This is a genomic window from Streptomyces sp. NBC_00385 (assembly GCF_035917155.1).
In the GTDB taxonomy this organism is placed as follows: domain Bacteria; phylum Actinomycetota; class Actinomycetes; order Streptomycetales; family Streptomycetaceae; genus Streptomyces; species Streptomyces poriferorum.
Genome location: NZ_CP107951.1, coordinates 2,437,135 through 2,459,691, shown reverse-complemented (window position 1 = coordinate 2,459,691; position 22,557 = coordinate 2,437,135). Strand labels below are relative to the sequence as shown.

Annotated in this window: 20 protein-coding genes; 13 read left to right on the top strand and 7 right to left on the bottom strand. The window is 69.9% G+C overall.

Annotated features, from left to right (window positions below; all coding sequences use genetic code 11):
• Positions 1-76 precede the first annotated feature (76 nt).
• Entirely contained in the window at positions 77-1,153 is a 1,077-nt protein-coding gene (locus tag OG959_RS10525; RefSeq protein WP_326657906.1) for an alpha/beta fold hydrolase, read from the top strand.
• Positions 1,154-1,169: 16 nt separating this feature from the next.
• On the opposite strand, the gene OG959_RS10520 is transcribed toward OG959_RS10525, so the two are convergent.
• On the bottom strand, positions 1,170-1,799 hold the full coding sequence (locus OG959_RS10520) for a TetR/AcrR family transcriptional regulator (protein WP_326657905.1): 630 nt from the start codon (positions 1,797-1,799) through the stop codon (positions 1,170-1,172).
• Between the two features lie 317 nt (positions 1,800-2,116).
• On the opposite strand from OG959_RS10520, the gene OG959_RS10515 reads away from it, so the two are divergent.
• The 4 genes from OG959_RS10515 to OG959_RS10500 all read left to right on the top strand — a co-directional run bounded on the left by OG959_RS10515 (position 2,117) and on the right by OG959_RS10500 (position 6,347).
• Positions 2,117-3,094 (top strand): tetratricopeptide repeat protein, encoded by a 978-nt coding sequence (locus OG959_RS10515; protein WP_326657904.1) that lies wholly within the window; start codon positions 2,117-2,119, stop codon positions 3,092-3,094.
• Between the two features lie 599 nt (positions 3,095-3,693).
• A complete protein-coding gene (locus tag OG959_RS10510) occupies positions 3,694-4,341 on the top strand; it encodes a DUF6230 family protein (protein ID WP_326657903.1) in 648 nt (215 codons plus the stop codon).
• A 97-nt stretch (positions 4,342-4,438) separates the two neighbouring features.
• Positions 4,439-5,056, top strand: a complete 618-nt coding sequence (locus OG959_RS10505; protein WP_326657902.1) for a DUF6114 domain-containing protein — start codon at positions 4,439-4,441, stop codon at positions 5,054-5,056.
• Positions 5,046-6,347, top strand: a complete 1,302-nt coding sequence (locus tag OG959_RS10500) for a hypothetical protein (RefSeq protein ID WP_326657901.1) — start codon at positions 5,046-5,048, stop codon at positions 6,345-6,347. Before OG959_RS10505 ends, OG959_RS10500 begins: the two co-directional genes overlap by 11 nt.
• Positions 6,348-6,687: 340 nt before the next feature.
• On the opposite strand, the gene OG959_RS10495 is transcribed toward OG959_RS10500, so the two are convergent.
• From OG959_RS10495 to pta, 4 genes are all read right to left on the bottom strand, one after another.
• Complete coding sequence (locus tag OG959_RS10495) at positions 6,688-7,446, bottom strand: hypothetical protein (protein WP_326657900.1); 759 nt, start codon at positions 7,444-7,446, stop codon at positions 6,688-6,690.
• Positions 7,447-7,621: 175 nt separating this feature from the next.
• Positions 7,622-9,052 (bottom strand): pyruvate kinase, encoded by a 1,431-nt coding sequence (gene pyk, locus OG959_RS10490; protein WP_326657899.1) that lies wholly within the window; start codon positions 9,050-9,052, stop codon positions 7,622-7,624.
• A gap of 74 nt (positions 9,053-9,126) precedes the next feature.
• Positions 9,127-10,365, bottom strand: coding sequence for an acetate kinase (locus OG959_RS10485; protein WP_326657898.1), 1,239 nt, complete (start codon positions 10,363-10,365; stop codon positions 9,127-9,129).
• Positions 10,362-12,443: a phosphate acetyltransferase gene (pta, locus tag OG959_RS10480; protein ID WP_326657897.1), complete on the bottom strand. Its 2,082-nt coding sequence runs from the start codon at positions 12,441-12,443 to the stop codon at positions 10,362-10,364. Before pta ends, OG959_RS10485 begins: the two co-directional genes overlap by 4 nt.
• 286 nt (positions 12,444-12,729) lie before the next feature.
• Between pta and OG959_RS10475 the strand changes: the two genes are divergently transcribed.
• Complete coding sequence (locus OG959_RS10475; RefSeq protein WP_326657896.1) at positions 12,730-13,755, top strand: ATP-dependent 6-phosphofructokinase; 1,026 nt, start codon at positions 12,730-12,732, stop codon at positions 13,753-13,755.
• Between the two features lie 120 nt (positions 13,756-13,875).
• Here OG959_RS10475 and OG959_RS10470 read toward each other — a convergent pair whose 3' ends face one another.
• Entirely contained in the window at positions 13,876-14,511 is a 636-nt protein-coding gene (locus OG959_RS10470) for a TetR/AcrR family transcriptional regulator (RefSeq protein ID WP_326657895.1), read from the bottom strand.
• An 89-nt stretch (positions 14,512-14,600) separates the two neighbouring features.
• On the opposite strand from OG959_RS10470, the gene OG959_RS10465 reads away from it, so the two are divergent.
• From OG959_RS10465 to OG959_RS10435, 7 genes are read left to right on the top strand one after another with little or no spacing between them, the layout of a single operon-like run.
• Positions 14,601-15,404 carry a 3'(2'),5'-bisphosphate nucleotidase CysQ gene (locus OG959_RS10465; RefSeq protein ID WP_326657894.1) on the top strand — a complete coding sequence of 268 codons (804 nt, stop codon included), beginning with the start codon at positions 14,601-14,603 and terminating at the stop codon, positions 15,402-15,404.
• The gene (gene cysD / locus OG959_RS10460) at positions 15,401-16,306 is read left to right on the top strand and encodes a sulfate adenylyltransferase subunit CysD (RefSeq protein ID WP_326657893.1); all 906 of its coding nucleotides are present in this window, start codon (positions 15,401-15,403) and stop codon (positions 16,304-16,306) included. The genes OG959_RS10465 and cysD overlap by 4 nt, the downstream gene beginning before the upstream one ends.
• Positions 16,306-18,207: a sulfate adenylyltransferase subunit CysN gene (gene cysN, locus OG959_RS10455; RefSeq protein ID WP_326657892.1), complete on the top strand. Its 1,902-nt coding sequence runs from the start codon at positions 16,306-16,308 to the stop codon at positions 18,205-18,207. Before cysD ends, cysN begins: the two co-directional genes overlap by 1 nt.
• Before the next feature lie 53 nt (positions 18,208-18,260).
• Positions 18,261-18,641 (top strand): nuclear transport factor 2 family protein, encoded by a 381-nt coding sequence (locus tag OG959_RS10450; protein WP_326657891.1) that lies wholly within the window; start codon positions 18,261-18,263, stop codon positions 18,639-18,641.
• On the top strand, positions 18,638-19,432 hold the full coding sequence (locus OG959_RS10445; protein ID WP_326657890.1) for an SDR family oxidoreductase: 795 nt from the start codon (positions 18,638-18,640) through the stop codon (positions 19,430-19,432). The genes OG959_RS10450 and OG959_RS10445 overlap by 4 nt, the downstream gene beginning before the upstream one ends.
• A gap of 13 nt (positions 19,433-19,445) precedes the next feature.
• Positions 19,446-20,603 carry a sulfotransferase family protein gene (locus tag OG959_RS10440; RefSeq protein WP_326657889.1) on the top strand — a complete coding sequence of 386 codons (1,158 nt, stop codon included), beginning with the start codon at positions 19,446-19,448 and terminating at the stop codon, positions 20,601-20,603.
• A gap of 41 nt (positions 20,604-20,644) precedes the next feature.
• Positions 20,645-21,715 (top strand): DUF1214 domain-containing protein, encoded by a 1,071-nt coding sequence (locus OG959_RS10435; protein WP_326657888.1) that lies wholly within the window; start codon positions 20,645-20,647, stop codon positions 21,713-21,715.
• Between the two features lie 130 nt (positions 21,716-21,845).
• On the opposite strand, the gene OG959_RS10430 is transcribed toward OG959_RS10435, so the two are convergent.
• Positions 21,846-22,469 carry a helix-turn-helix domain-containing protein gene (locus OG959_RS10430; protein ID WP_326666315.1) on the bottom strand — a complete coding sequence of 208 codons (624 nt, stop codon included), beginning with the start codon at positions 22,467-22,469 and terminating at the stop codon, positions 21,846-21,848.
• Positions 22,470-22,557 lie beyond the last annotated feature (88 nt).

Genomic DNA, 22,557 nt, shown 5'->3' with positions numbered 1-22,557 from the left:
TGGTAGTTACAGGTGTCACCTCCGGGGGTCCGGGTAGACGCAGCCGCGATACCCGCACCACCCCTGGAGGAACACCGTGAGACTGTCCGGGAGAATCACCGCAGCCGCCGGCGCCGCACTCGCCGTACTCGGAACGCTGCTGGTCAGCGGATCGACGGCGGTCAGCGCCGCACCGGCGCCGAAGCCGAGGGTGCAGGACACCTTCGACTCCCTCGGGCCGGATGTGAAGGCGGCGGAGCTCTCCACCGGCCGGACCGCGCACTACATCGACGAGGGCCGCCGGGGCGGCACCCCGGTCCTCTTCATCGGCGGCACCGGCACGAGCGCCCGGGCGGCGCACATGACGGACTTCTTCCGCACCACCCGCGAGAACCTCGGACTGCGTCTGATCTCCGTGGAACGCAACGGCTTCGGGGACACCGAGTACGACAAGTCCCTGGGCAAGGCCGACTTCGCCAAGGACGCCCTCGAAGTCCTGGACAGAATCGGCGTCGACAAGGTCTCGGTGATCGCGATCTCCGGCGGCGGCCCCTACGCCGCCGAGCTGGCCGCCCGCGCCCCGGGACGCATCCAGGCCCTCCATCTCGCCGCCGCACTCCCGCCGTACGGCGAGAAGCCCGCGTACTGCGCTCTGAGCGACGACGCGCTGGCCGACGCGGTCAAGGACTCGATCGCCGATCCGCGCTCCTGGTGGGCCTTCCCCGACGACAGTGCCGTCAAGTCCATCCCGGGCTTCGCCGACACCGCGTACGAGGAGGGGGCCCGGACGTACAACCAGCGGGGCCAGAAGGCCGATCCGGCCCCACAGGTGCACGAGCAGCGGCTCTACTGCGAGCGTCCCGGGCCCGACCTGTCGAAGCTGAAGGCCCCGGTCTACCTCTACGGCGGCGAGAAGGACACCACGGTCCCGCCGGCCACCCTCGCCACCTGGCGGCAGGCGCTGCCGGTCACCCCGGTGGTGCGCACGTACGCGGACTCCGGCCATGACGTCCAGTACCGCCACTGGGACCAGATCCTGGTGGACCTGGCCGGGCACGGGGACCGTACGGTCGTCTGCCAGGGCGACCGTACGAAGCTGATGGCACCCAGGCAGGCGGACCGGCTGGTCGCCTCCGGCAAGGCCACGCTGGGCAGTTGCGCCTGGCAGCAGTAACCCGCAGGCCCTGCCGCTACCCCGCCGCGGCCGCGCCCAGTCCCGCGAGCAGCAGCAGCGTGAAGCGCCGGGCCCAGTCCTCGTCGACGGGCTCGGCGCTCACCAGCGCCCGGTGGACCACCGCACCGGCGATCACGTCGAAGATCAGGTCGGCGGTCAGCGCCGCCGTGGCCTCGTCCTGCTCGACGGGCAGTTCGCCGCGCTCCTGCGCCCGCTGCCGGCCCTGGAGGACGAGGCGCTTCTGCCGGTTCACGATCGAGTCGCGGATCCGGGTCCGCAGCGCCTCGTCGCGCGTCGACTCCGCGACCACCGCCATCAGCGCGGTCTGGGTCTCCGGCCGCTCCAGCAGCGCGGCGAACTGCAGCACCACTGCCTGCACATCGGCGGACAGACTGCCCAGGTCCGGCAGCTCCAGCTCGTCGAAGAGCACCGCGACGGCGTCCACGACCAGCTCGTTCTTGCCCGCCCAGCGCCGGTACAGGGTCGTCTTGGCGACCCCCGCGCGCGTCGCCACATCGCCCATCGTCAGCTTCGACCAGCCGAGGTCGACCAGCGAGGCTCTGGTGGCCTCAAGGATGGCTTCGTCGGCCGCGACACTGCGCGGACGTCCCGTTCGTGAGGGTTTGGGGTGGCTGCGGCTCAGCATCCCGCGACCATACCCGCCGGTAGCTAGTTCCGGCCGACCCCGTTCGCCGTGAGACAGATCACCGAACACTCTTGTGCATCGAAGGTGGGGGCCAGTTACGCTACGGGTCGTAGCGTAAGAAAGACGGTCCTGCCGTCATGGCGCTGCGAACGAGCTACAGCCACAGGCGCCGGGTGGGGACCGGGCGCCGAACCGGGCCTTTCAGGGGTCCTCGGACCGTGTCTGTCCGCGCACCTCGCACACCGGCGGGGGCAGCGGACGGACGCGGTTCCCGTATCGCTTTCCGGAACGGTGTGCCGAGGGGGGAGGATGTACGCATGCAGCCTAGGAACATGTCCATGAGCGGCGTCGTCGACCTCGCCGCGGTGAAGGCGGCCGGTGAGGCCAAGGTGAAGGCGGAGCAGGCCCGTGCCGAGACCGCTCGGCAGGGTGGCCCGGCAGCCGTGCCCCCGTCCTCCCTCGTGATCGACGTCGATGAGGCGGGCTTCGAGAGCGACGTCCTCCAGCGCTCCGCCGAGGTCCCGGTCGTCATCGACTTCTGGGCCGAGTGGTGCGAGCCGTGCAAGCAGCTGGGCCCGCTCCTGGAGCGTCTGGCCCACGAGTACAACGGCCGGTTCGTCCTGGCCAAGGTCGACGTCGACGCCAACCAGATGCTGATGCAGCAGTTCGGGATCCAGGGCATCCCGGCGGTCTTCGCCGTCGTTGCCGGACAGGCGCTGCCCCTCTTCCAGGGCGCGGCCCCCGAATCGCAGATCCGGGAGACGCTGGACCAGCTGATCCAGGTCGGCGAGGAGCGGTTCGGCCTCACCGGCATCGCGGTCGACCGGGACGCGGCGGGTCCGGAGACGGCCGCCGAGGCTCCCGAGGTGCCCGCGGGACCGTACGACGCACTGCTGGAGGCGGCCGCGCAGGCGCTGGACGCCAATGACTTCGCCGGCGCCGTCCAGGCCTACAAGAACGTCCTGTCCGACGACCCGGCCAACACCGAGGCCAAGCTGGGCCTCGCGCAGGCGGAACTCCTCGGCCGGGTCCAGAAGATGGACCCGCAGCAGGTCCGCAAGGACGCCGCCGAGAACCCGGGGGACGCGGACGCGCAGATCGCGGCGGCCGACCTCGATCTGGTCGGCGGTCATGTCGAGGACGCGTTCGGGCGTCTCGTCGAGACGGTCCGCCGCAATTTCGGTGACGACCGGGACCGGGTACGGCTCCGTCTCCTGGAGCTCTTCGAGGTGATCGGCCCCGACGATCCGCGCGTCGGCGCCGCGCGCACCGCGCTCGCGCGCGTCTTGTTCTGATCTGACAACACGGCCGTGGCCCCCGATGGGGGTCACGGCCGTTTTCGCGTTCCGGCGATAAGAGAGCCCTCCGCTTTACCAAATCTTGATAAAAGGAAGCCCTGTTACTCGCAGTAAATCGATCATTGTGATCTGTCCTGCTTCGCTCACCCTTGGTGGCTTTCGTCGGTCGGGTCGGGGCAACCCTGTGTGGCCGCTCGGTGCCGCCCGGTCGTGGGTCGGTTATCGGGCCGTTACTAGTGAGTAACGAACCCCCTTGTGTCACGGCCGCGAATGGACCACGATCGGCCACGCTCGGTCCAATAACGCCACCCCGGCTGCCAGTCGGTGCGGCGGCTCCGTTGGGTCCCCACCGAGTGGATCGGCGGCAGTGGCGCCGATTCCGGACAGGGGGGTTCCTGCTGACCGGCAGGGCCTGTCCGAAACAGGTTGCGCGAACGCGTGGCCAGTGGTTGTCGCTCGGGGGTGATCGCCGGTGATTCGGGCGCGGTTCAAGCCCCGTCCGCAGGCGCTCTCCTTCCCGAGGACGTAGCACTTCTCCCATCCCAGGTCGGGCAGGATGCCAGGCCGGAGATGTACGTCCGAGAAGGAGGAAAAGTATGAGTTCCCAGGTTCGCGGTGGCACGAGATGGAAGCGTTTCGCTGTCGTCATGGTGCCGAGCGTCATAGCCACCGCCGCGGTGGGTGTCGGCCTGGCACAGGGCGCGCTCGCCGCGTCGTTCAGCGTGTCCGGCCAGGAGTTCAAGGTCAGGGCGGATGAGCTGGTCGGCCAGAACTTCGTCCAGTACGGCAGTGTCGCGACGGGCAAGGACCTCAAGGGCAAGGACATGGCCGCTCCGGTCGCCGTGTCCGGGTTCAGCGAGGCCACCATCACCAACATGTGCCAGTCGGTCGTCACGCCCGACCTGCCGTTCGGGCTGGGCAGCATCACGCTGCAGCTCAACGCGGGCACCGGCAAGGACAAGGTCTACGCCAAGGACCTGTACCTCGATGTCTCGCAGCTCGGCGCGGACGCCGAGTTCACGAACATCGACATCGGCGTCGCCGCCGGTTCGCTGAAGACGGACAAGCCCGGGAGCATAGGCATCCAGCCTGGCACCCAGGCCAACCCCTACGGGTTCTCGCAGCGCGCCGACGTCGCCAAGCTGTCGGACGTTCGTCAGCAGGCGTGGGCCACCACGGCTGGAACGTTCAAGCTTCCCGACCTGTCGCTGAAGCTGCACAAGGGCGTCAAGGAGTGCTACTAAGCACTCGCCCGGGTGGCCGGGGTGCGCATCGCAGCGGACCCCGGCCGCCCACCCTTCTCTTTCTCACAGCAGTACCGGTTCCAGGGAGCTGTTTTCCATGAGCCCCGAATCCCAAGGGCAGAACGAGCACTACCTCAGCGTCTACCGGGGGACCTTCCGCACCTGGCGGGGTAACCGGCCGTTCTGGGCGGGCCTGTTCACCATGCTGGGCGGTGTACCCATCGCGTACTTCCCGTACGCGAACATGCACCTCGGCAACATGACGCTGGCCATGTCCACCACCGCGGGCGCCGGATCGCTCATCATCGGAGTCCTGCTCGTCACGCTGGGCCTGACGATGTGGTTCCACAGCATCGTCCGGGTGTTCGCCGGAGTCGCGGCGATCCTGCTGGCGCTGATCTCCATACCCGTCGCCAACATCGGCGGCTTCCTCATCGGCTTCCTGTTCGCCCTGCTCGGTGGCGCGCTCTCCGTGTCCTGGGTCCCGGGCGAAGCGAAGCCGGACGAGGCCGAACCGGCCCAGGGCCTCCTCGGCGAGGCGGAGGAGCCGGAGCTGCTCGGCGCGGAAGCACCTGACGGCTTCTCCTTCGCGAAGGACCCGCAGGCCCCGGTCCATCCGGAGGGCGCGTTCCACGGGATGGGCGTCCCGGAGCAGCAGCCGGCTCCGTACGACACGACAGTCGAGGCCGACGGCGGGAGGCATCGTGCGGGGTGACGACAGGCAGGTGAACGCCCTGGGCGAGGGCGGCCTCGACGAGCGAAGAGGGCCGCGTCACGCCGCCCCCCGGAAGTCGCTGCTGACGAAGCTGCACATGCCCTCCGGCAAGAAGGCGTTCGCGCTCGCCGCGATGCCGACGGCCGTCTTCGTCGGGATGGGGCTCACCCCCAAGCTCGCGATGGCCGACGACAGCACGGACATCCCGTTCGCCCCCGGCCCCTGTGTGACCCGCTCCGACGAGCCGAGCGAGTCGGCGGATCCGTCGCCCTCGGCGTCGAAGACGCCGTCCCCGTCGGCCTCCGAGAGCGGCAAGCCCGCGCCGGACAAGAGCGACGAGGCGACCCCGAAGCCCACGGCCACCCCGTCGGCGTCGGCGAGTGCCACGGACGACGCGACGGCCGACACGGCCAAGAAGAGCGCCGACGCCCCGGCCGCGACGGCGAGCCCGAGCCCCACCCCCACGAAGTCGACGAACCCGCTCGACCCGCTGGGCTGGGGCGACAAGCTCAAGGACTTCTTCGACGGACCGGACGAGGAGACGGCGAGCCCGTCACCCAGCGCCACCACGGCGACCCCGGAGCCCTCGAAGTCCGCCACCGCTGAGCCCACGGACGAGACCGCCGACAAGCCCGTCGAGAAGGCCACGGACGCGGCGAAGGACACGGTCGACAAGACCACCGACGCCATCCGTGACGCGGCGGACAAGGCCGGCAAGCCGGTCAAGGAGCTCGACGAGGACGTCAAGGGTCTCGACCCGAAGGCGGACGAGGACATACCGGACGGCGCCAAGCCCGCCTTCCCGTGTCCGACCGCCGACCCGAAGGCCCTGGCCGCGGCCGATCTGGAGCAGGGCATCCCCCGCCTCCCGAACGAGCCGTGGGTCCTGGAGAGTTCGCTGCTCACCCTGGTCGGGCTCGACTACAAGGGCATCGTGGAGGTGGAGAAGGGCGACGGCAGCACGAAGAAGGTGCTGAAGTTCACCGCCTCCTCCATCGACATCAAGGACCTCCACCAGTTGACCGTCGGCCCGCAGCCGGGCGTGACGGGCCACGTGAAGGCGCGGAAGGGCTCCACGTCCACCATCCGCGACGGCGAGGTGACGATGTACACGGACGAGCTGAAGGGCAACCTCTTCGGCCTCATCCCGATCACCTTCAGCCCGGCGACCCCGCCGCCGCTGAACGTGCCGTTCGCGTTCTTCACCAACGTGAAGCTGAAGCAGGCGGGCCAGTTCGGCGGGACGCTGAAGGTGCCCGGTCTGCAGAACTACTTCACCCAGGACAGCTGACGCACCCCTGACCCGTCCGGGAGCCGCACAACGGCGGTGGGCCGCACTCCTCTCAAGGGGCGCGGCCCACCGCCGTTGTGCGGCTCCCGGACGGGAGCGAGCACCGCGGACCGCACCGGCTTCGCGGGACGGCGCGGCGATGGCCTAAGGGCTGTCCCGCAATTCCTGGCGGGCGCGCGACGACAGCTACGGCACCTCTCCCCCGTAGCCTCAACGGCACGGGGGGACCCCCTCCGTTGTCGAAACGCCCGAATACATCCAGTATGCGGGCGCCTCTCCGCCTTGCGATGCACCGCATCTGACGCCGCGCGCTGATCCACCAGGAATTGCGGGACAGCCCTTAGGCGGACGATTCGCCCTCGATCAGCCGTTCTCCCCGCCAGGTGACCGACGTCCACAGGGGGCCGCCATGTGCCATGCCCTTGTAGGTCACCTTCCGTGCGGGCCCGAGCTCCTGGGCGAGGCGTCTCGCCAGCTCTCTCCCCTCGCGGTACTGCCGCTGTCCCACGTCGTGGTAGCTGTCCTCGTCGCGATCCCGCAGATACCGGTTCATCCCCCTGTCGATGTCATCCGACCAGGCGTACAGATCGGCGACCAGACCATCGGAGAGGGCCAGTCCGGCGGCGGGATCGTCGGGAGCGAAGTCCCCGAACTCGTCGGCGCGCAGCGGCGCGAAACCGAATTCACCCTCGACCGTGATGTCCACGGGACGGGACGGAGCGTCGTGGCTGTCGCGCGCCCAGTGCAGGCGGACGCAGCTCCAGCAGGCCCGCTTCACCGTGCTGCGGCGCTCGTCCCAGCAGAGCACCGACCACGACGGTCCGAGATGCCTGGCCAGCCGCTGGGCGGCTGCCAGCCCTTGTTCGACGTGCTGGTTCAGGCCCGGCCGGGATGCGGACCCGTCCGGCGGGCGGGACAGCGACCATGAGCGCAGTGTGTCCAGCAGATCCGCCGGCAGGAACAGCCGGTTCCGGTCCAGGGGAACGTTGAGGGTGTAGGCACCGACGTCCTCGGAGGCGCCACCCTCCGGCAGCTCGTACAGCGGAGAGGGCTCGCCGCGAGCCTGCACAAGCAGGTCGTGTACGCCATCGATGGTCATGCCGGATCTACCCCCACCTCGTGCCCTGCGACCTGACCGGATGAACTCACGGCGGCTCAGCGCCACCGGATACCGGCCTCGCCGGAAGAACCGGCAACCGCCGAGGGCGGTGGCCCGGTACATCCTGTACCGGGCCACCGCCCTTGTGCCACGTCGTTACGGGACCGCTCCGCGGTCAGTCGCGGCTCTGGCCGCCCACGTGGTGCACGCGCACCATGTTGGTCGTGCCGGGGATGCCGGGAGGCGAGCCGGCCGTGATGACCATCGTGTCGCCGTTGCTGTAGCGGTCCAGCTTCAGCAGCTCCGCGTCGACCAGGTCCACCATCGCGTCCGTGGTGTCCACGTGCGGGACCACGTGGGCCTCGACGCCCCAGCTGAGGGCCAGCTGGTTGCGGGTCGACTCGTCCGTGGTGAAGGCGAGGATGGGCTGGGCCGCGCGGTAGCGGGAGAGGCGGCGGGCGGTGTCGCCGGACTTGGTGAAGGCGACCAGGGCCTCACCGTTCAGGAAGTCCGCGATCTCGCAGGCCGCGCGGGCCACCGAACCGCCCTGGGTGCGGGGCTTCTTGCCCGGCACCAGCGGCTGGAGGCCCTTGGAGAGCAGCTCCTCCTCGGCGGCGACGACGATCTTCGACATCGTCTTGACCGTCTCGATCGGGTACGCGCCGACCGAGGACTCCGCGGACAGCATGACCGCGTCCGCACCGTCCAGGATCGCGTTGGCGACGTCGGACGCCTCGGCGCGGGTCGGGCGCGAGTTGGTGATCATCGACTCCATCATCTGGGTCGCCACGATCACCGGCTTGGCGTTGCGCCGGCACAGCTCCACGAGGCGCTTCTGCACCATCGGGACCTTCTCCAGCGGGTACTCGACGGCGAGGTCGCCACGGGCGACCATCACACCGTCGAACGCCGCGACGACGCCCTCCATGTTCTCGACGGCCTGCGGCTTCTCGACCTTGGCGATGACGGGGACCCGGCGGCCCTCCTCGTCCATGATCTTGTGGACGTCCTTGACGTCGCCCGCGTCCCGCACGAAGGAGAGCGCGACCAGGTCGCAGCCCATCTTCAGGGCGAAGCGCAGGTCGTCGATGTCCTTCTCGGACAGGGCCGGGACGTTGACCGCCGCACCCGGCAGGTTGATCCCCTTGTGGTCGGAGATCACCCCGCCCTCGATGACGATGGTGTGGACGCGGGGGCCGTCCACGGAGACGACCTTCAGCTCGACGTTGCCGTCGTTGATCAGGATCGGGTCGCCCTTGGCGACGTCGCCGGGCAGACCCTTGTAGGTCGTGCCGCAGATCGACTTGTCCCCGGGGACGTCCTCGGCGGTGATGACGAACTCGTCCCCGCGGACCAGTTCGACCGGGCCCTCGGCGAACTTCGCGAGGCGGATCTTCGGGCCCTGGAGGTCGGCGAGCACGCCGACCGCCCGCCCGGTCTCGGCGGCGGCCTTGCGGACCCGGTCGTAACGACCCTGGTGCTCCGCGTGGGAACCGTGACTGAAGTTGAATCGGGCCACGCTCATGCCGGCCTCGATCAGAGCGACGAGCTGCTCATGGGAGTCGACGGCGGGACCGAGGGTGCAGACGATTTTGGAACGGCGCATGAGGCGGATCCTATCGGTTTGTTTCGCTGCGGAATATTCCGTCTGGTGGAAGATACAAAGGGGCGCGGGGGTGCTCAGTTGTCGACCAGTGCGAAGGTCTGGCCGGCGATCTCCAGCTCCTCGTCGGTCGGCACCACGGCGACCGCGACCCGTGCGTAGTTCGGCGAGATCAGCCGGGGTTCGCCGGACCGTACGGCGTTGAGATCCGCGTCCACCACGAGGCCGAGCTCCTCCAGACCCGCGATGGCAGCCTCGCGTACGGGAGCCGAGTTCTCACCGACCCCCGCCGTGAACACCACGGCGTCCACCCGGCCGAGGACCGCCGAATAGGCGCCGATGTACTTCTTCAGCCGGTGCACGTAGATGTCGAAGGCGAGCGCCGCCCGCTCGTCGCCCTCGTCGACCCGGCGCCTGATCTCCCGCATGTCGTTGTCGCCGCAGAGGCCGACCAGACCGCTCTTCTTGTTGAGAAGTTCATCGATCTCGTCGGCCGACATGCCCGCCACCCGCTTGAGGTGGAACGTGACCGCCGGATCGATGTCCCCGGAACGTGTACCCATGACCAGCCCCTCCAAGGGGGTCAGTCCCATCGAGGTCTCCACGCACCGGCCGCCCGCCACCGCCGAGGCGGACGCGCCGTTGCCCAGGTGCAGCACGATGACGTTGACGTCCTCGGGGGCGCTGCCCAGCAGCTCGGCCGCCTTGCGGGAGACGTAGGCGTGCGAGGTGCCGTGGAATCCGTAGCGGCGGATCCGGTGGGCGTCCGCCGTCTCCACGTCGATCGCGTACCGCGCCGCGTACTCCGGCATCGTCGTGTGGAACGCGGTGTCGAAGACCGCCACCTGCGGCAGGTCGGGGCGCAGCGCCTGGGCCGTACGGATGCCGGTGATGTTCGCCGGGTTGTGCAGCGGGGCCACCGGCACCAGGCGCTCGATCTCCTTCAGCACCTCGTCCGTGATCACGGTCGGCTCGGTGAACCGCAGCCCGCCGTGCACCACCCGGTGGCCGATCGCCGCCAGTTCGGGGGAGTCCAGCCCGAGCCCGTCGGCGGCCAGCTCCTCGGCGGCCGCCTTGAGCGCCGCGTCGTGGTCGGGGATCCGGCCGTTGCGCTCCCGGCTCTCGCCCCCGCCGCCGGCCAGCGGGGTGTGGACGAGCCGGGAGGTCTCCTCACCGATCCGCTCGACCAGCCCGGACGCGAGCCGGGTGTGGTCGCGCATGTCGAGGAGCTGGTACTTCACGGAGGACGAGCCGGAGTTGAGGACGAGCACCCGGCTCGCCCCGGGGGTGGTGGCTGCGGTGTTCGGGGTGGTCATGCGGGTCGCTCCTCGCCCTGTGCCTGAATCGCCGTAATGGCCACGGTATTGACGATGTCCTGGACGAGCGCGCCCCTGGACAGGTCGTTGACGGGCTTGCGCAGCCCCTGGAGGACCGGGCCGACGGCCACGGCGCCCGCCGAGCGCTGCACGGCCTTGTAGGTGTTGTTCCCGGTGTTCAGGTCCGGGAAGATCAGGACCGTCGCCTGGCCCGCCACCTCGGAGCCGGGCAGTTTCGTCGCGGCGACGCTCGGCTCGACCGCGGCGTCGTACTGGATGGGGCCCTCGATCATCAGGTCCGGGCGGCTCGTGCGCACCCGGTCGGTCGCCTCGCGGACCTTGTCGACGTCGGCGCCCGACCCCGACGTGCCCGTCGAGTACGAGAGCATCGCGATCCGGGGCTCCACGCCGAAGCGGGCGGCGGTGACCGCGGACTGCACGGCGATGTCCGCGAGCTGCTCCGCGTCCGGGTCCGGGTTGACCGCGCAGTCGCCGTAGACGAGGACCTTGTCGGCGAGGCACATGAAGAAGACCGACGACACGATCGAGGCGTCCGGTTTGGTCTTGATGATCTCGAAGGCCGGGCGGATCGTCGCCGCCGTGGAGTGCACGGCCCCGGAGACCATGCCGTCCGCGAGCCCCTCCTGGACCATCAGGGTGCCGAAGTAGTTGACGTCCGAGACGACGTCGTACGCGAGCTCGACCGTCACCCCGCGGTGGGCGCGCAGCTGCGCGTACCGCTCCGCGAAGGCCTGGCGCAGCTCGGAGGTCTGCGGGTCGATCAGCTGGGTGCTCGCCAGGTCGATGCCGAGGTCGGCGGCCTTCTTGCGGATCACGTCGGGATCGCCCAGCAGGGTGAGGTCGCAGACGTCACGCCGCATCAGTACGTCGGCGGCGCGCAGCACCCGTTCCTCGGTGCCCTCGGGCAGCACCACCCGGCGCCGGTCCGCGCGGGCCTGCTCCAGCAGTTCGTGCTCGAACATCATCGGCGTGACCCGGCCACTGCGGGCGACCGAGATCCGGTCGAGGAGCGCGGCCGTGTCGACATGCCGCTCGAAGAGCCCCAGGGCCGTCTCGGCCTTGCGCGGCGTCGCCGCGTTCAGCTTGCCCTCCAGCGCGAAGAGCTCCCCGGCCGTGGGGAAGGAGCCGCCGGCCACCGAGACGACCGGGGTGCCGGGCGCGAGGCGCGCGGCCAGCTTGAGTATCTCCTCGCCCGGCCGCTCGTTCAGCGTCAGCAGCACGCCCGCGATGGGCGGCGTCCCCGCGCTGTGCGCGGCGAGCGAGCCGACCACCAGGTCCGAACGGTCCCCGGGCGTCACCACCATGCAGCCCGGCGTCAGCGCCTTCAGCAGGTTCGGCAGCATCGCGCCGCCGAACACGAAGTCCAGCGCGTCCCGCGCCAGCCCCGCGTCGTCGCCGAGCAGCACCGTGCCGTCCAGTGCCGCGGTGATCTGCGCGACCGTCGGCGCCGAGAGGGCCGGGTCGTCGGGCAGCACCGAGCAGGGCACCGGCAGCGTGGCCGAGAGCCGCTCCGCGATCACCTCGCGGTCCGCGGAGGCCACCCGGTTCACGATCATCGCCAGCACGTCGCAGCCGAGACCGGCGTACGCGCGGTACGCGTTGCGCGTCTCGGCCCGCACGGACTCCGCGTCCTGGTCCTGGCCGCCGACCACCGCGATCACCGAGGCGCCGAACTCGTTGGCGAGGCGGGCGTTCAGGGCCAGCTCGTCGGGGAGCTGGGTGGCGGCGAAGTCGGTGCCGAGGACGAGGACCACCTCGTAGTCCGCCGCCACCCGGTGGAAGCGCTCGACGAGCCGGGAGACCAGCTCGTCGGTACCCTGCTCCGCCTGGATCGCGGAGGCCTCGTGGTAGTCGAGGCCGTAGACGGTCCCCGGGTCCTGGGAGAGCCGGTAGCGGGCCCGCAGGAGTTCGAAGAGCCGGTCGGGGTCATCGTGGACCAGGGGCCGGAACACCCCGACCCGGTCCACCTGACGCGTCAGGAGCTCCATGACTCCCAGATCGACGACCTGACGGCCGTCTCCCCGGTCGATCCCGGTCACGTACACGCTGCGCGTCACGCGTGCTCTCCCGTCATCTCTTGTCCGGTATGTTGTCCGGTTCGAGTGGTATCGCCTGTTTGACGATACCTGCGGGGGCCGAGAGGCCGCCCGCCGGGCGAAAGTCCCTGGTCGCAGCCGTCGTAGCCACCGCCGGAGCCGGTCCGGCCGCCCATGGAGCAGCCGAAAGCGCGGGGTGCGGACATGACGTGGGACAATCGTCGTGACTCACGGTACGGGGGATCATGCCGTTGCCCCCGGCCCGTACGGCATACGACGGGCCCCAGCGAGCAGGAGATACAGCACGATGCGCATCGGAGTTCTCACCGCAGGCGGCGACTGCCCAGGCCTGAACGCAGTGATCCGCTCGGTCGTGCACCGTGCCGTGGTGGGTCACGGCGATGAGGTCATCGGCTTCGAGGACGGCTTCAAGGGCCTCCTCGACGGTCACTTCCGCCCCCTCGACCTCAACGCGGTGAGCGGCATCCTCGCGCGCGGCGGCACCATCCTCGGCTCGGCCCGCCTGGAGCGCGACCGGCTGCGCGAAGCCGCGGAGAACTGTGCCGAGCTGAGCCGTCGTTACGGCATGGACGCACTGATCCCGATCGGCGGCGAGGGCACCCTCACGGCCGCCCGGATGCTGTCCGACGCGGGCATGCCCGTCGTCGGCGTCCCGAAGACCATCGACAACGACATCTCGGCCACCGACCGCACCTTCGGCTTCGACACCGCGGTGGGCGTCGCGACCGAGGCCATAGACCGGCTGAAGACCACGGCCGAGTCCCACCAGCGCGTCATGGTCGTCGAGGTGATGGGCCGCCACGCCGGATGGATCGCGCTGGAGTCCGGCATGGCCGGCGGCGCGCACGGCATCTGCCTGCCCGAGCGGCAGTTCCAGGTCGAGGACCTCGTCAAGATGGTCGAGGAGCGCTTCGCGCGCGGCAAGAAGTTCGCGGTCATCTGCGTCGCCGAGGGCGCGCACCCGGCCGAGGGCTCCATGCCGTACGCCAAGGGCGCGATCGACCAGTTCGGCCACGAGCGCTTCCAGGGCATCGGCAACCGCCTCGCCGTCGAGCTGGAGACCCGGCTCGGCAAGGAGGCCCGGCCGGTCATCCTCGGCCACGTCCAGCGCGGCGGCACACCGACCGCGTACGACAGGGTGCTCGCCACCCGCTTCGGCTGGCACGCGGTGGAGGCGGCGCACCGGGGCGACTTCGGGCGGATGACGGCCCTGCGCGGCAACGACATCGAGATGGTGCCGCTGGCCGACGCGGTCACTCGACTCAAGACCGTGCCCGTGGCCCGGATGCACGAGGCCGAGTCGGTCTTCTGACCGGTACCGGTACCTGCTGGCACAGGTGCCTGCGTGCGGGGTGAGCGGTGGACGGCGGTCCGGGTCACCCCGCGCGCAACCCCGGTTCCCGGTGGCGAATCCTGGGAACCGGACGGCCGGTCAGCCCGGCTGATCCGTCGTGCCCGGCGCGGTGATCCCCCGGGTGATCGCGTCGGCGGCGAATTCGATGAGGTCCGACGGGCCGAGATGCGGCGCCCAGTTGTTGACCAGGGTCTCGGAGACGCCGATCAGTCCGGACACCACGAACCGGAGAAGTGCCGGATCCTCCCGGAGGGGCCGGCCCTCACTCGCGGCCGCCTCGACGACCGCCGCGTGGAGTGCCTCGTCGTACAGGCGCGCCGTGTCGCGTAGTTCGACGACCGATTTGCGGTCGTAGCGGGCGTCGCCCTCGGTCATGCTCCAGGTCGCGGTCAGCCGGCCCACCCGGCCCCATTGGCGGGCGGACTGGGGGATCACCGAGGCGATCAGTGCCGCGACGCCCCCGTCCCGGGGGAGGGCCTCGACGAAGGCCGTGGACTCGATCTGGCTCTCGATGAGCAGAGCGATGAAGATCTCCTCCTTGTCGGCGAAGTACTGGTAGATCAGCCCGGTGCTGGTGCCCGAACGCTGGGCCACCGACCGGATGGTGAGCGCGGTGTACCCGCCCTCGTCCAGCAGCGCGGCCGCCGCGTCCAGCGTCATCCGACGGCGCGCCTCCGGGTCGCCGTAGGCGGACTTCCTGCTCGATTCCTTCATGCGCTCACAGTATCCGTGGGAGAAAACAAAGAATGAACCTTGTTCAGAATAGATTGAACAAGGTTCATTCTAGGGCTACAGTCCTGTCCATGACGAACCCCGCCGCCTCATCACCCCTGCTCTCCGCGTCTTCCCGGGCCACTTCCCGTCGCGCCGCCGACGGGCGGGCCGCGGCCGAGATCGCCGCCGCGGCCGGTGCTCTGCTGCTCGCGCACCGGGCGGACCGGGAACGCGCCGGGGCCGATCCCGCCGACATCCGCAAGGCGGGGGATCAGCTCTCGCACGACTACCTGGCCGCCACCCTCGGCGAGCGCTTCCCCGGCGACGCGGTGCTCTCCGAGGAGGGTGCCGACGACCGTGCCCGGCTGACGGCCGACCGGGTGTGGATCGTCGACCCGCTCGACGGCACACGCGAGTTCGGCGAGCCGGGCCGGTCCGACTGGGCCGTCCACGTCGCGCTGGTCGAGGCGGGGCGGCTGGTCGCCGGCGCGGTCGCGCTGCCCGGACTGGGCGTCACCTTCTCCACGGCGGACCCGGCCGCCCCTCTCTCCGCGCTGCCCGCCGTTCCCCGCGTGGTCGTCAGCCGCACCCGCCGGCCCGCGCCGGTGATGGCCATGGCCGAGGCGCTCGGTGCCGAACTGGTCGAGATGGGCTCGGCGGGCGCCAAGGCGATGGCCGTGGTGCGCGGCGAGGCCGACATCTACGCCCACTCCGGCGGCCAGTACGAGTGGGACTCGGCGGCCCCGGTCGCCGTCGCCCGCGCCGCCGGACTCCACGTGTCCCGGATCGACGGATCCGAACTCCACTACAACCAGGAGAACCCCTGGTTGCCCGACCTGCTGATCTGCCGTCCCGAACTGACCGATCGCGCTCTGGGGGTACTCGGACGATGACACCCACCCTGACCCACCTCGAACGGCTCGAGGCCGAGAGCATGCACATCATGCGGGAGGCCGTCGCGGGGAGCGAGAACCCCGTGATGCTCTACTCCGTCGGCAAGGACAGCGCGGTGATGCTGCACCTCGCGCGGAAGGCGTTCTTCCCGTCCAGGCTGCCGTTCCCGTTGCTGCACGTCGACACGACGTGGAAGTTCCGCGAGATGTACGCCCTGCGCGACGAGACCGCCGCTGCCGGGGACCTGGACCTGCTGGTCCACAAGAACCCCGAGTGCGTGGAGAAGTCGATCAACCCGTTCACCCACGGGTCGGCCACCCACACCGACATGTGGAAGACGGAGGGGCTCAAGCAGGCCCTGGATCTCCACAGGTTCGACGCCGCGTTCGGCGGTGCGCGCCGGGACGAGGAGAAGTCGCGGGCCAAGGAGCGCGTCTTCTCGATCCGTTCGGCGGAGCACCGGTGGGACCCGAAGCGGCAGCGCCCCGAACTGTGGCGGATGTACAACGTGCGCCGGTCGCCCGGCGAGAGCCTGCGGGTCTTCCCGCTGTCCAACTGGACCGAGCTCGACGTCTGGGAGTACATCCGGAAGGAACGGATACCGATCGTGCCGCTGTACTTCGCGGCGAAGCGGCCGGTCGTCGAACGCGACGGGGCGCTGATCATGGTCGACGACGATCGGATGCCACTGCTGCCGGGTGAGGAACCCGAGCTCAGGAGCGTGCGGTTCCGGACGCTCGGCTGCTACCCGCTCACCGGGGCCGTCGAGAGCACCGCCGACTCCCTGACCGGGATCATCCAGGAAATGCTGCTGACCTCCACATCCGAGCGCCAGGGGCGCGTCATCGACCACGACAGCAGTGCGTCGATGGAGAAGAAGAAGCAGGAGGGCTACTTCTGATGACGCACTCGACCGATCTGATAGCCGGCGACATCGAGCAGTACCTGGAGCGGCACGCCAACAAGAGCATGCTCCGCTTCATTACCTGCGGCAGCGTCGACGACGGCAAGTCCACGCTCATCGGCCGGCTGCTCTACGAGTCGAAGCTGGTCTTCGAGGACCAGCTCACCGCGCTGGAGGCCGACTCCCGCAAGGTGGGCACCCAGGGCGAGGGCCTGGACTTCGCGTTGCTGGTCGACGGGCTGGCCGCCGAGCGCGAACAGGGCATCACCATCGACGTCGCCTACCGCTACTTCTCCACCGAGCAGCGCAAGTTCGTCGTCGCCGACACCCCCGGCCACGAGCAGTACACCCGCAACATGGTCACCGGCGCCTCCACCGCGGACCTCGCGGTGATCCTGGTCGACGCCCGCAAGGGCGTGCTCACCCAGACCCGCCGGCACTCCTACCTGGTGTCGCTGCTGGGCATCCGCCATGTGGTGCTCGCCGTCAACAAGCTCGACCTGGCCGACTACGAACAGGAGGTCTTCGAGCGGATCGTCGGCGAGTACGCCGGGTTCGCGAAGGAGATCGGGCTGACCGACGTCGTGGCCATCCCGATGTCGGCGTACGTCGGGGACAACCTCACCGAGCGCAGCGCCAACACCCCCTGGTACGAGGGCCCGACGCTCATGGGGCACCTGGAGACCGTGGAGATCGACGACGACCTCCTCGCCCGCCCGTTCCGGATGCCCGTCCAGTGGGTGAACCGGCCTGACCTCGACTTCCGCGGGTTCTCCGGACAGATCGTGAGCGGTGTGGTGCGGCCCGGCGACCGGGTGCGGGCTTTGCCGGGCGGCAGGGAGTCCTCGGTCGCCCGGATCGTCACCCGGGACGGCGACCTGACGGAGGCCATCGCCGGTCAGTCCGTCACGGTCACGCTGGCCGACGAGATCGACGTCAGCCGCGGTGACGTGCTCGCCGTGGCGGACGCCCTGCCCGGTGTCGCCGACCAGTTCGAGGCGCACCTGGTGTGGATGGGCGAGGACGAGATGCTGCCCGAGCGTCCGTATCTCTGCCGCATCGGCACCATGACGGTGCAGGCGCGGATCACCAAACCCAAGCACAGGATCAACGTCAACACTCTGGAGAAGGCGGCGGCGAACACCCTCGCGCTCAACGAGATCGGCGTCTGCAACATCAGCTTCGACCGCCCGGTGCCGTATGACGCGTACACCGCCAACCGGGACACCGGCGGCTTCGTCCTGATCGACCGGCTGACCAACAGCACGGTGGGCGCCGGCATGATCACGCACGCGCTGCGCCGTTCGGACAACGTCCACTGGCAGGTGGTCGACGTCGACGAAGGCGCTCGCACGGAGCTGATGGGACACAGCCCGCAGATCCTGTGGCTGACCGGGCTCTCCGGCTCCGGGAAGTCGACGATCGCGAACGAAGTCGAGCGCCGGCTGCACGCCCTGGGCGCACACACCTACCTCCTGGACGGCGACAACGTCCGCCACGGCCTCAACCAGGACCTCGGATTCACCGACGCCGACCGGGTGGAGAACATCCGGCGCGTCACCGAGGTCGCCCGGCTCATGGCCGATGCGGGCCTGATCGTCATCGCGTCGTTCATCTCGCCCTTCCGCGCGGAACGGGAGGCGGCCCGGGAGCTGATCGGGACCGAGCACTTCTGCGAGGTCCACGTGGACACCCCGGTCGCGGTCGCGGAGGAGCGGGATCCGAAGGGGCTCTACCGGAAGGCCAGGCGCGGCGAGCTGCCGAACTTCACCGGAATCGACTCGCCCTACGAGCCACCGCTCTCGCCCGAGGTACGGATCGACACCACGTCCGACTCACCGGAGCAGGCGGCCGGCCGGATCGTCGACCTTCTCCGGGCCCGCGGCGTCATCGCCTGACCGAGCGCACCACCCGCCCGCACCGCCGGTACCGCGTCAAGCCAAGGAGATCCATGCCCAGTCGGGACGAAATCTGCTCTGCCGTCGAGGCGTACGTGCGCCACCTCGGGAACCACGACGTCGACGCCCTGCTCGCGCTGTTCGCCGTGGACGCCGTCCAGCACGAGCCCCTCGGTGTCGCCAGCTACCGGGGCGTCGACGAGATCCGGAAGTTCAGCACCGGGAACGCGAAGGTCGACTTCACGGTCAGCCTGCTCTCCCCGATCACCGTGACGGGCAGGTACGCCGCCATGCAGCTCCGCGTCGACCGCGCCGGCATGCCAGCGTTCGCGGCCACCGACCTGATCGAGTTCGACGACGGGTGCAGGATCGTCTCGCTCAGCGCGGTCATCGATCCCCAGGCACCGGCCGGCCCGCCGGAGGCGTCGGCATGACGCAGACCCGCATCCCGTTGCTGGAGGGAAAGGTCGTGCTCGTGTCGGGGGTCGGTCCGGGCCTCGGCCGGTCACTCGCCGTACGCAGCGCCCTGGCAGGAGCTCAGGTGGTGCTCGCGGCCCGCACCCGGTCCAGGCTCGAAGCGGTGGCCGACGAGATCCGCGCCCTCGGCGGGCAGGCGGCGGTGGTGCCGGCCGATCTCACCGACGACGCATCGGTCGAGAACCTCGCGGAGCAGGCGTGCGGCGCCTTCGGCCGGCTCGACTCGGTGATCCACAACGCATTCGTCCAGCCCGCACAGATCCGGCTCCTCGACGCCGAGCCGGACGACGTACGGCAGGGCCTGGAGATCAACCTGATGGCCGCGCTCAACCTCACCCGCCGACTGGTGCCCGCGCTCGTCGAGTCACAGGGCTCGATCGTGATGATCAACTCGATGGTGCTCCGCAACCAGCTGCCGGGCTTCGGCGCCTATCGGATCATGAAGGCCGGCCTGCTGGCCCTCGCCCGGGGCCTGTCCGTGGACCTGGGCCCCCAAGGGGTGCGGGTGAACTCGGTCGCTCCCGGCTACATCTGGGCGGACTCCGTCAAGACGTGGTTCGAACGCCGGGCGAGCGAGCGCGGCGTCGACCCGGGCGTGGTCTACGACGAGATCGCGGCCGGAGCCGACCTGCGCCGCCTCCCCGAACCCGACGACATCGCGAACACCGCCGTCTTCCTCGCCTCCGACCTCGCGCGGGCGATCACGGGCCAGTGCCTGGACGTCAACTGCGGACACACCCACCACTGAACTGGAGAGGGACATGACCTCACACGACTCCGCGACGGTCGGCACCGCCGACGAACTCCTCGCTCTCGCGGCCGAGGCGACCGGACTCACCGACTTCGGTGAATCCGCCGACGACGGCTTCCGCGAAGGGCTGGACGTACTGATCTCCAGCTTCGACGGTGACTCACGGCTCACCCCGCACGGGGTGACGATCGCCCGGGCGCTGCTGACGAAGGCCCTGGTGGGCAGGGCGCGCAGCGAGGCGGCGTTCGCCCGGCACCCCGAGCACACCGACGTCGTCATCGACCGCCCGGTCTTCGTCTGCGGTCTCATGCGCACGGGCAGCACCGCGCTGCACCGGCTGCTGTCCGCCGACCCCGCCCACCAGGGCGTCGAGACCTGGCTCGCCGAGGCGCCCCAGCCGCGGCCCGCCCGCGAGGACTGGCCCGCGAACCCCGACTTCCAGCGCTCCCGGGCCCACTTCGCGGCCCGTCAGGCGGCGGAGGCGGAGCTGATGAAGGTCCACTTCATGGATGCCGACGAAGTCGAGGAGTGCTGGCAGCTGTTGCAGCAGTCGATGAGGTCGGTGGCCTTCGAGTGCATCTCGTACCTCCCCACGTACTCGAAGTGGCTCGCCGGACAGGACTGGACCGACACGTACGCCCGTCACAGGAAGAACCTGCAGCTGATCGGCATGAACGACCCCGAGAAGCGCTGGGTGCTCAAGAACCCCAGCCATGTCTTCGCGATCGACGAGATCATGCGGGTGTACCCGGACGCCCTGATCATCCGGACGCACCGCGCGCCGAGGACCGCCATGGCCTCGACATGCAGCCTGGCCGAGCAGGGCAAGCACGACATGTCCGACGCGTACGACCGGGAGACCATCGGCCGTACCCAGCTCGCCCTGTGGTCACGGGGAATCGAGCACTTCGAGACGGCCCGCCACCGCTACGACCCCCGGCAGTTCCTCGACGTCGACTACCAGGACTTCGTCACCGATCCGCTGGGCACCGTCGGCGGCATCTACGACCACTTCGGCCTGGAGTTCACCCCGCAGGCACGCGGGGCGATCGAGGCCGCGCACCGCAAGAGCCTGGGCGCGCACCGCCGCCCCGACCACCGGTACTCCCTCCAGGACTTCGGTCTGAGCGACGCCGACGTCGACCAGGCCTTCGCGACCCGTGCCTGACCCGGCGTCGTCACCCGTCCGAACGACCGAAGGAGAAGACCGTGAACGCTGTGTGGGAGAAGTTCTGCACTGATCTGCTCGACGCCGGGAACATCCTGCAGGACGAGATCGTGCCGCAGGATCCGCTGACGCAGGCCGAGGGCGTCCGCTACCTGAGCCGCCTGCTCAGGTACGCGACGATCAACTGCGTCGAGTACACCGATCCGCGCTGGCCGAGCTTCACCTCGGCACCCAACCCGAACATGAGGACCAAGATCGGGGCCGACAACCCCGACAACGTCTACCTGCGCGCCAACATCTCCGGCAGGCACACCTACCGGATCACCGGCACGCGCGGCAACGTTCCGCTGCTGACGTTCGGATCGCGCGTCAACCGCTACCACATCGACGGCACCATGCTGCAGACCGGCGATCTGCACGGCCACGACCTCCCGGTCGACGAGCACGGCCGGTTCTCGTTCATCGCGAGCGTCGACAAGCCGGCGGAAGGTGCCTGGCTGCCGCTCGCGCCGGACAGCAACCTCATCTCCGTACGGCAGACCTACCAGGACCGCGTCAACGAGACCGCCGCCGAGCTGTCCATCGAATGCCTGCACCCGGAAGGTGAGTTCACCCCGCTGACCCCGGAGCGGATCGGCGCGCGCCTCACCGCGGCCGTCGGCAACGTGAGCGGCACCGCGAAGACCTTCCTGGAGTGGAGCCGCAAGTTCCGGCCGCGGGCCAACGAAATCGTGGACTGGGGCCAGGACTTCTTCCAGAACGCCGGTGGCGATCCGACGATCTTCTACCTCCACGGGTACTGGAAACTGGCCGAGGACGAGGTCTGGGTGATCGAGACCGAGGTACCGGACTGCGAGTACTTCAACTTCGTCCTGCAGAACTTCTGGGTGGAATCCCTCGACTACCACCGCACCACCGTCTACATCAACAACCACACGGCCAAGCTCAACGACGACGGCACCCTGACCATCGTGGTGGCCGCGAAGGATCCGGGCTACGGCAACTGGCTCGACACCGACGGACACCGTGAGGGCACCTTCGCGATGCGCTGGATCAAGGCCGACGCGCACCCGATCCCGACGTCCCGGGTCGTGAAGGCGCAGGACGCGTAGAGCCGAAGTCCTCCGCGCGGGAAGAAAGGCCTCGCCGACCGCCGGCGCAGCGACGGCGGCGAGGCCCCGCGTGGCCGGCAGCCTCACCTGCGCGGGCATCCTCGCCACCGTCCGTCGAGCCCGGTCGGTCCTACGCCTGGGCCGTCTCCCAGAACCGGTCCACGATGCCCACGAGGTACGCCCGGCCGGCGTCCCCGGTGGCGCCCGACGACTCCGTGCCCGTACTGCTCCAGCTGAGCGTGGACACCATCAGCGCCTGGTAGTCCGAGTGCAGCCGCTCCAGCGAGCCCTGGATCAGCGGGCGGTCCAGGGGCGCGAGTTTCGCCACCGGCCTGACGTACGCCTGCCAGCGGGTCTTCACCGCGCTGCGCAGCAACTCCGCCAGTTCCTCGTCGCGTCCGGAGACCGTCACGAACGCGGCGGGGCCGAGTCCCAGCGCCTCGCTGAGGGCGGCGGACTGGCGCTCGTTGCCCCGCCAACGTCCCGACTCCTCCATCCGGAGATACGCGGACGCGGAGATCCCCAGCTGCCCCGCCAGCTCCTCCGCGGTCATCTCCCGGGCGACCCGGTGCTCACGCAGGGTGCGGGCGGCGGTGAGGAGTTCGCCCGGCGCGCACCACAACACGCCTGCCAGAGCGGTGAGTTCGTACTCGGTCGGCCAGGCGAGTCCGCGCTCCCAGGCGGCGACCGTCTCGGCGCTGATCCGAAGGCCGTACTGGGCGCCGAGACCGTAGGCGACATGGCCGGGAGCCATCCCCAGGGCCTCGCGCAGTCTGCGCGCGGCGGGGGCGTTGAAAGGCGGGGTGGGGTGCACGGCCCCACCGTAGGAGGTCAGAGGCGGT

Bases quoted from the DNA above. Each gene is read 5' to 3' on its own strand.
- pyk (WP_326657899.1), bottom strand. From the start codon at position 9,052: ATGCGCCGTTCCAAAATCGTCTGCACCCTCGGTCCCGCCGTCGACTCC.
- OG959_RS10485 (WP_326657898.1), bottom strand. From the start codon at position 10,365: ATGACCACCCCGAACACCGCAGCCACCACCCCCGGGGCGAGCCGGGTG.
- OG959_RS10495 (WP_326657900.1), bottom strand. From the start codon at position 7,446: ATGACCATCGATGGCGTACACGACCTGCTTGTGCAGGCTCGCGGCGAG.
- OG959_RS10445 (WP_326657890.1), top strand. From the start codon at position 18,638: ATGACGCAGACCCGCATCCCGTTGCTGGAGGGAAAGGTCGTGCTCGTG.
- OG959_RS10505 (WP_326657902.1), top strand. From the start codon at position 4,439: ATGAGCCCCGAATCCCAAGGGCAGAACGAGCACTACCTCAGCGTCTAC.
- OG959_RS10475 (WP_326657896.1), top strand. From the start codon at position 12,730: ATGCGCATCGGAGTTCTCACCGCAGGCGGCGACTGCCCAGGCCTGAAC.
- OG959_RS10465 (WP_326657894.1), top strand. From the start codon at position 14,601: ATGACGAACCCCGCCGCCTCATCACCCCTGCTCTCCGCGTCTTCCCGG.
- OG959_RS10520 (WP_326657905.1), bottom strand. From the start codon at position 1,799: ATGCTGAGCCGCAGCCACCCCAAACCCTCACGAACGGGACGTCCGCGC.
- cysD (WP_326657893.1), top strand. From the start codon at position 15,401: ATGACACCCACCCTGACCCACCTCGAACGGCTCGAGGCCGAGAGCATG.
- OG959_RS10515 (WP_326657904.1), top strand. From the start codon at position 2,117: ATGCAGCCTAGGAACATGTCCATGAGCGGCGTCGTCGACCTCGCCGCG.
- cysN (WP_326657892.1), top strand. From the start codon at position 16,306: ATGACGCACTCGACCGATCTGATAGCCGGCGACATCGAGCAGTACCTG.
- OG959_RS10440 (WP_326657889.1), top strand. From the start codon at position 19,446: ATGACCTCACACGACTCCGCGACGGTCGGCACCGCCGACGAACTCCTC.
- OG959_RS10470 (WP_326657895.1), bottom strand. From the start codon at position 14,511: ATGAAGGAATCGAGCAGGAAGTCCGCCTACGGCGACCCGGAGGCGCGC.
- OG959_RS10510 (WP_326657903.1), top strand. From the start codon at position 3,694: ATGAGTTCCCAGGTTCGCGGTGGCACGAGATGGAAGCGTTTCGCTGTC.
- OG959_RS10430 (WP_326666315.1), bottom strand. From the start codon at position 22,469: ATGGCTCCCGGCCATGTCGCCTACGGTCTCGGCGCCCAGTACGGCCTT.
- OG959_RS10450 (WP_326657891.1), top strand. From the start codon at position 18,261: ATGCCCAGTCGGGACGAAATCTGCTCTGCCGTCGAGGCGTACGTGCGC.